Genomic DNA, 6708 nt, shown 5'->3' with positions numbered 1-6708 from the left:
TGGGAGCGCTTGATTTGTTCCAGTAAGGAGGAACGGTTATTTTTCCGATTTTCCCAGATCATGTTGGGACGGGAAAGGGAGTTTAAATTAAAGGTATATCCATCGTTAGGGATGGCGTTAGTGTTTCCATTTATCTTTGTTTTCAATTCATTAAATACAGGGACATCTTTTTCAGAACTGGCAAATAGCAATGTCTATTTTAATATTTATTTTTGCAATATTATTATTGGTGTCGTTGTTCATATGCTGAAATTCTCCGGAAAATATAAGGGGGCGTGGATTTTCCAGGTCACGCCAATACAACATACGGAGCGATTTTATAGTGCAACACTTAAAGCATTTCTGGTCAAACTATATTTACCAGTTTATCTGCTTCTGTGTGTGGCGTTTGTAGCGATTTTTTCATTCGAGATCTTGCCTGATTTAGCAATTGTTTTTGTGACCGCGGTATTAAACACATTGATTGCTTATAAAGTAATTAATAATGAGGATTATCCATTTACCGAGCCCTTTGAATCAGCGCAAGAAGGTGCGAATTCGATCAAATATTTCTTGCTGATGTTCCTTGTTGCTGCGTTTGCTGGATTACATTTTCTGGCAACCACGATTAACTTTGGAGTTTATTTATACTTGGCTATATTGTTATTGGTAACGTTTGTGGCCTGGAAAAAGGTGTTTTCGCCAAAGATTATGCTGGTCTAGGTAAAACTACATCGACCGGAACACTGTAGAAAATAGGATACTTGAAAAAGTGAATAAATATGTCCCTTTTCCAAAGAATAAGATGCAAATTCAATGGAAGGGGGCATACTTTTTATGGTCAACAAGGAAAAAGAATTCAACAATCAATTTAAAGAAAATACAAACCATGGCGAACACCGAAATGGCCGCAAAAGTCAGTTTAAAAATCATAATAATCAAGGTGGAGAACCGAACGAATATATTAGTAATAAAGAAGATGATTAAACAGTAAAAAAGGTGTGGACACGTTGGAGTGATACTTCCGGGTCCACGCCTTTTTTGTATTTACCATATTAGACTGTTTTCACATAATTATAATGACATAATATTGTTAAGGTCATGTTAAATAAGGAGGGGGTGTGGAGCATGGATGTTAAACCATCAACAACGATTCGGCGGGATTACAATGGGTTTTCTAAGTATCAGGAGGACCGTAAAAGACTGGAATCTGAATTATTAGTTGCGGAAAGGCAAATTGATAGGGGTTCTGAGTTAATGGAACACGATCAAGTTATAGAAAGGATGCTAAGAAAGGTAAGTGCCATAAATTAAAATATGCCCCGTTGCAAGAAACTTTTCATTCATTTATTTTCTGAAAATGGAAATGCTATGAAAGGACAACAAAATTCATAGTAAAATCCACAACAGGAAGGACGATGATGAATGAAAAAAGGATTATTTGCAGTACTGCTAACCGGTTTATTAATAGGAATTGGATTACATGCTCCAGGCGAAACAGCAGCTTCTGATCATGTTCATGTTATGAAGGACAAACAAGGCCAAAATAAAAAGCATGAATATGGGTTTTATAATAGCGAGGCATTGATTAAAATGCGGGCGGAAGAATTAGGAATTGAAACAAAAGATAAGGATATGGAGACGCTAGCAAAAGAGGTTTATGAAGCATCCATAAAAAAGGCCGCAGATGAGTTGGGAATTGAGACAGATGGTAAGGATACGGAAGAGTTGGCTAAAGAGGTACACCATGAAAAGGTGAAACAAAAGGCGAAAGAATTAGGAATCGAAACAGAAGGGAAAGAACCTGACGAGCTAGCCAAGGAAGTTTATGAAGCCCGGCTAAAGCAAAAGGCAGAGGAATTAGGAATTTCAACAAAGGGAAAAGATGTGGAATCGCTCAAACATAGTATTTTTAAGCATTATATTAACAAGGAAGCAGATAAATTAGGCATCGAAACAGAAGGAAAAGATGACTATGCCCTGGCAAAAGAAATCCAAGAGACGAAAATTATGCAAGCGGCGGAGAAGTTAGGAATTGGTACGGAGGGTAAAAACCCCCAGCAAATTCTGAATGAGATTGTTAATGATCATGCGGAAGAGGCAAAGAGGCTTAAAGTGTTTCCATTTGAAGGGATGAAGGGAAAGTTCCATAGAGGATTTCATCACTGACATTTTGACGGACGGTAAAAGCCTTTTTAATAAGCTCTCTTACCGGCAGTATTCACACGAAAAACAGGCATCCTATTTTAGAATGCCTGTTTTTATTTGGTTGAAAATTATAAATCAATGTCTTTTGCTTAGCCATAATACACCTGATTTGGCTATGCGAGGAACGAGCCCGGTGAATGGCTGCTGGAACATATTGCCGAACCCATCCGCTTTGCCAAGGGATCCAAGTGTTCCCTTTAATTTTATATCTTTCGGTTTCTTTGGTTCCTTGTCATGTAAAACAGCTAGTAGAATATCAGCAATTTGTTCTCCTTGCTGCATGGCGAGCTGTCCGCTTGGCGAATGAATAGAAGATGCGCAATCCCCTACTACATACACATTGGTGTTTTCTGGTACTTGAAAAAAGTCATTTACGATTATTTTATCTTGCTCATCTTTTGCAAATGGTAAATTTCTCGCTAAATAATGTGGACGAACACCTGCCGTCCAGATGGTAACATCATTTACAAAACAAACACCATTATTGCAAACGCCATCTTTTTCAACATACTCTACATTTGCATCATGTAAGACTTCTACATTGTTTTCGATAAACCACGATTCAACATATTCCTGGATTTTTGAATCAAATGCCTTTAGCACCGTTGCCCCACGATCAAGTAAACGTATATTTAAATCAGGTCTGCTTTCTCTAATTTCAGCAGCCACTTCAATACCACTTAAGCCAGCACCAACAATAGCAACCTTTCCATATGGTTTGAGGTTTCCGACTGCCATTCCTGTATGACGTGCTTTGGCAAATGTTTGGACACTATCGGTATATTTCTCTGCCCCTTCAATACCGTGGTAATTATCCTCACATCCAAGTGCGACGACCATATAATCATAAGGAATTAGGTCACTTTTTCCTTTAAGTGTGATTTCCTGGTTCTCTGTATCAATCTCGGTAATTTCACCATAAACATACTGAACCCTCTCGTCGTCAGGAAATGCCACACGAACATCCTTATCCGCAGAAGTCCCGGCCGCTATTGAGTAGAATTCCGTCTTCAGTGATTGGTACGGATTCCTGTCAACAACCGTAATTTCCACATCCTCTGGTAGATGATGGTCCAGAAGCCCTGCAACGACTTTAACCCCACCATAGCCACCACCTAATATAACCAATCTCTTCATAAACACTTACCCCATCTCTGTCAATTGTTATATATGTATGAACATCTCCCTAAAGAATATCAAAAGATACACAGAATGACTAGTGTGACATTGGTGGTGGGACATGGGGACAGGTTAGGTGTCCCAGGTGATTTTGGCGCGGAGTATGGCGTGGCGCGTGGGACAAGGGACCTGTCCCCATGTCCCAGGGAATTCCTTGACCTTCAAGTTACTTTAAGGTGTAGTCTTATTAAGGGGGGTGTGATGGTATGAATCGGTTTATGACAATACAATCTTTCTCGATTAAAACAGGAATACCTAAAAGTACGTTAAGGTATTATGAGGAAAAAGGTTTGCTGCAACCATTGGAGAGAAGTGAAAATGGGTATCGTGTTTATTCCGATGAGCAGGTAACTACTGCAAAATTGATTTCAAGCCTGCGTTTAGCAGATGTTCCAATAAAAGAAATTCAACGTTATTTGAATGCTGATAAAATAGACCAGGAAGAAATGACACATAATTGGATTGATTTGATAAAGCAGCGAATAGATCACTTATGTGTTGGCCTACAGTATTTAGGATCTGATTATCGTAGGGAAAACGTTTATCTGTTGGAAAAGGACTCGGAGCGGATTGTATGGTTTGCTGCAGAGTCAACCCCAGGCAATTTTGAAGGTTATTTCCGCTATTGGAAGGAAAGGCTTGATCAGCACGAAATTCCTATAAAAAATGCGTATTTTAAATATTTATCCGGGCGAGGTCTTATTAAAGCACAAATCGGCTTTGGCATACCGAATCAGGCTGAATTACAAGGTTTTTCGGGGATAGATGAAATCGAACATATGAATTCCTGTATATGCATAGCAATCCCATACAATGACCGATTTATCAATATCGAATCAGGCTATCGGAACATGATTCACTATATGTGGGAACATAATTGGATTCCTGCCGGGCCGATTTTTGAGTGGTATCGGGGGAATCAATATGAGGAGATGGATTTAGTCATGCCTGTAACAAAGAATGGGGGAGATAAAGAATGAGCGATGAATTCAATTTCGCTGTTGATGTACTTGCGCTAAAAGGATCACATTATCAAATTGGGCTTGAGCAGGGCAAGCGATTAAAGCTAGGGAAGACGTTTGAACAACAAAAGCGATTAACGCAAGACACAGACTTGAAAATGGCAAAAGCTTCATTGATGGAAGTGGCACCAACTTTGCTAGAGGAATTAAGAGGTTTAGCGGACGGTTCAGGTGTGGATTTCACTACGATAATAAAAATGTATAGTGGCTATGATTTTTCATTTCCGCAAATGGGCTGTACAGCGTTTTCGGAAGGTTCCTTCTATGTCAGGAATTATGATTTTAGCCCGGAATTTTATGATGGCAGATTCGTGTTTTCCCAGCCAGCACAAGGATATGCCAGTGCAGGTTTTAGCCAGCAGATGATTGGTAGGCTTGACGGCATGAATGAAAAGGGTCTCGTTATTGGACTGCACTTGGTAAATGAACAACGAAGCGGTGTCGGCTTTTTGGGGACAACGATCGTGAGGATGGTTTTGGAGCAATGTGCAACCGTTGATGAAGCCGTTCATTTGCTGCAGCATGTTACCCATGGATACTGTTTTAATTATTCAATTATGGACAAAAGAGGAAAAACGGCAATAGTTGAGGCGAGCCCTGATTATCAGGCTGTACGTTCCCAAACTGCCCTTCTATGCACGAACCATTATGAAACTGAAAGATTGACAATGTATAATAGGAGTAACATAGACAGGTCCATAAAGCGAAAAGGTTATTTGCAGGATTTAGCAGAAGAACATCTTACACCCTTAACAGCGTATCGAAATTTTAACAGTGAGGAATCCCCATTATTCTTTAACAACTATCGCGAATTTTTTGGAACGATGCACACAATTGTATACGAACCTGAAAGTTTAAGTATTATTGTCGGTGTTGGCAGAAATGCAGAACCATATCAGTTCTCGTTTAAGGATTGGCTGAAGGGAACCCTAAAATTGCCGGTGTCCCTTCAAGGCTGGATAAAGCATGGATAAATCGATGCAATTAAGATACATTTAATGGAAAATTACTTTATGGAGTGTTCTTGTATTTGATAAAACCAAACTAAAAGATTACAAAATGAGAGTGGACGCAAAGAGTACAGCGAAGCAATTTTCAACTACAAAAGGTTTAGCAAAGTTTGCTAAAAGGATTCCTTATGTTGGAATGTTATTTTCAGTTGGTACTAATTCAGGAGAATATTTTAGCGATGAAAATAAATATAACTCAATTGCTGAGAAGTCCGGTAGATTTGCCGGTGGGATTGGATTAGATCTTGGAGTTACTGGTGTTACAACATTAGGCGCAGGAATAGGTACAATGATTTGTCCGGGTGTAGGTACAGTTATAGGTGGTGCAATTGGGGCAGGTATTGGGATTTTGGGTTCTTGGAAGTTGGAAGATACGGTTAAAGACTGGGGTGAAAGTGCTGGCCGGTGGGTTGAAGATCGTTATGAAGATACCAAAGAATGGTTCAATGACGCAGAAGATTGGGTAGGCGAAAAAGCGGATAATATAGTCTCGGGAGCAAGCGATTTTATTTCGGGTATATTTAATTAACTTTAGAAAGAGGAGTTATAAATGTGAATAATCAAGCTGCACCAAAAAAGAATAGATCTAAAAATCCAGGTGAACAAAAGAGTTTTTCTCTGAGAAGCGGTTTCGCATTCTTTTTGAAAGCAAATATTTTACTAATTCTGTTTGTCCTTATATTTATGGTTAATAAAACGGCATGGCAATATGATGGTGTTACTTCAGTTAAAATGTTTGCAGTATTTGCCGAGGTCTTTATCATTTTGCTATCAATCGTAGCTTGTATTAAACCAAACAAAAGTGGATGCAATGGTAATATTGTAGAACAATCTAAGGAGTGGATTGGGGCATTAATTGCATTTGTCTTCTTATCGGTGTTTTCCCTCATTATCCTAGGGACGAACATTCCATATCCAAGTACATTGATATTTTTAATATTAGTAACAAATTTAATGGTATCTTTGTATTCTATTGTTTTCCATCCGATTGCCTTGGGGATATTTGAGGCAAACGTTTTCCAGAAAAAGACAACCATGCTGGATTACATTTTTAAATACATAGCAATTTTTTTATCAGGAATAAGCTACCATGTGCAGATGACACTTTTAAAACTCCCGCTTTTAATAAATAAATTAATTGCTATTGTATTTGTATTATTTTTATTGTGGCAGTGGTTTGGGGTCATTGCGATTTTTAACGATTGATTTGAAAATCTAATCTGTGGACAATGAAGTCATTCATTTTATAAAACTTCTTTCAAATATATAGCAATATTGTTTTCGGGTCTAAATTATTATGTTCAAGTAAC

Annotated in this window: 8 protein-coding genes and 1 pseudogene; 8 read left to right on the top strand and 1 reads right to left on the bottom strand. The window is 38.5% G+C overall.

What is annotated here, in order from left to right; genetic code table 11:
- From ACW2QC_RS18960 to ACW2QC_RS18945, 4 genes and pseudogenes are all read left to right on the top strand, one after another.
- Positions 1-702 (top strand): annotated as a pseudogene (locus ACW2QC_RS18960) (hypothetical protein); the annotation flags it as partial.
- A gap of 114 nt (positions 703-816) precedes the next feature.
- Positions 817-966: a hypothetical protein gene (locus tag ACW2QC_RS18955; RefSeq protein ID WP_457545508.1), complete on the top strand. Its 150-nt coding sequence runs from the start codon at positions 817-819 to the stop codon at positions 964-966.
- A gap of 141 nt (positions 967-1107) precedes the next feature.
- Positions 1108-1293 carry a hypothetical protein gene (locus ACW2QC_RS18950; protein WP_457545507.1) on the top strand — a complete coding sequence of 62 codons (186 nt, stop codon included), beginning with the start codon at positions 1108-1110 and terminating at the stop codon, positions 1291-1293.
- Between the two features lie 111 nt (positions 1294-1404).
- On the top strand, positions 1405-2148 hold the full coding sequence (locus tag ACW2QC_RS18945; protein WP_457545506.1) for a hypothetical protein: 744 nt from the start codon (positions 1405-1407) through the stop codon (positions 2146-2148).
- 114 nt (positions 2149-2262) lie between these two features.
- Here ACW2QC_RS18945 and ACW2QC_RS18940 read toward each other — a convergent pair whose 3' ends face one another.
- Positions 2263-3324 (bottom strand): NAD(P)/FAD-dependent oxidoreductase, encoded by a 1062-nt coding sequence (locus tag ACW2QC_RS18940; RefSeq protein WP_457545505.1) that lies wholly within the window; start codon positions 3322-3324, stop codon positions 2263-2265.
- A 248-nt stretch (positions 3325-3572) separates the two neighbouring features.
- Between ACW2QC_RS18940 and ACW2QC_RS18935 the strand changes: the two genes are divergently transcribed.
- The 4 genes from ACW2QC_RS18935 (at position 3573) to ACW2QC_RS18920 (ending at position 6604) form a co-directional block, all read left to right on the top strand.
- Entirely contained in the window at positions 3573-4346 is a 774-nt protein-coding gene (locus ACW2QC_RS18935) for a helix-turn-helix domain-containing protein (RefSeq protein ID WP_457545504.1), read from the top strand.
- Complete coding sequence (locus tag ACW2QC_RS18930) at positions 4343-5362, top strand: C45 family autoproteolytic acyltransferase/hydolase (RefSeq protein WP_457545503.1); 1020 nt, start codon at positions 4343-4345, stop codon at positions 5360-5362. Before ACW2QC_RS18935 ends, ACW2QC_RS18930 begins: the two co-directional genes overlap by 4 nt.
- Positions 5363-5447: 85 nt before the next feature.
- Positions 5448-5927, top strand: a complete 480-nt coding sequence (locus ACW2QC_RS18925) for a hypothetical protein (protein ID WP_457545502.1) — start codon at positions 5448-5450, stop codon at positions 5925-5927.
- A 23-nt stretch (positions 5928-5950) separates the two neighbouring features.
- Positions 5951-6604 carry a hypothetical protein gene (locus tag ACW2QC_RS18920; RefSeq protein WP_457545501.1) on the top strand — a complete coding sequence of 218 codons (654 nt, stop codon included), beginning with the start codon at positions 5951-5953 and terminating at the stop codon, positions 6602-6604.
- The last annotated feature ends 104 nt before the right edge of the window (positions 6605-6708 follow it).

The organism is Virgibacillus sp. FSP13 (assembly GCF_054048505.1).
The sequence above is the reverse complement of the archived record's forward strand: the minus strand, read 5'-3'. Positions and strand labels throughout refer to the sequence as shown.

Excerpts from the sequence above, each read along its gene's own strand:
- ACW2QC_RS18955 (WP_457545508.1), top strand. The coding sequence starts at position 817 with ATGGTCAACAAGGAAAAAGAATTCAACAATCAATTTAAAGAAAATACA.
- ACW2QC_RS18950 (WP_457545507.1), top strand. The coding sequence starts at position 1,108 with ATGGATGTTAAACCATCAACAACGATTCGGCGGGATTACAATGGGTTT.
- ACW2QC_RS18945 (WP_457545506.1), top strand. The coding sequence starts at position 1,405 with ATGAAAAAAGGATTATTTGCAGTACTGCTAACCGGTTTATTAATAGGA.
- ACW2QC_RS18940 (WP_457545505.1), bottom strand. The coding sequence starts at position 3,324 with ATGAAGAGATTGGTTATATTAGGTGGTGGCTATGGTGGGGTTAAAGTC.
- ACW2QC_RS18935 (WP_457545504.1), top strand. The coding sequence starts at position 3,573 with ATGAATCGGTTTATGACAATACAATCTTTCTCGATTAAAACAGGAATA.
- ACW2QC_RS18930 (WP_457545503.1), top strand. The coding sequence starts at position 4,343 with ATGAGCGATGAATTCAATTTCGCTGTTGATGTACTTGCGCTAAAAGGA.
- ACW2QC_RS18925 (WP_457545502.1), top strand. The coding sequence starts at position 5,448 with ATGAGAGTGGACGCAAAGAGTACAGCGAAGCAATTTTCAACTACAAAA.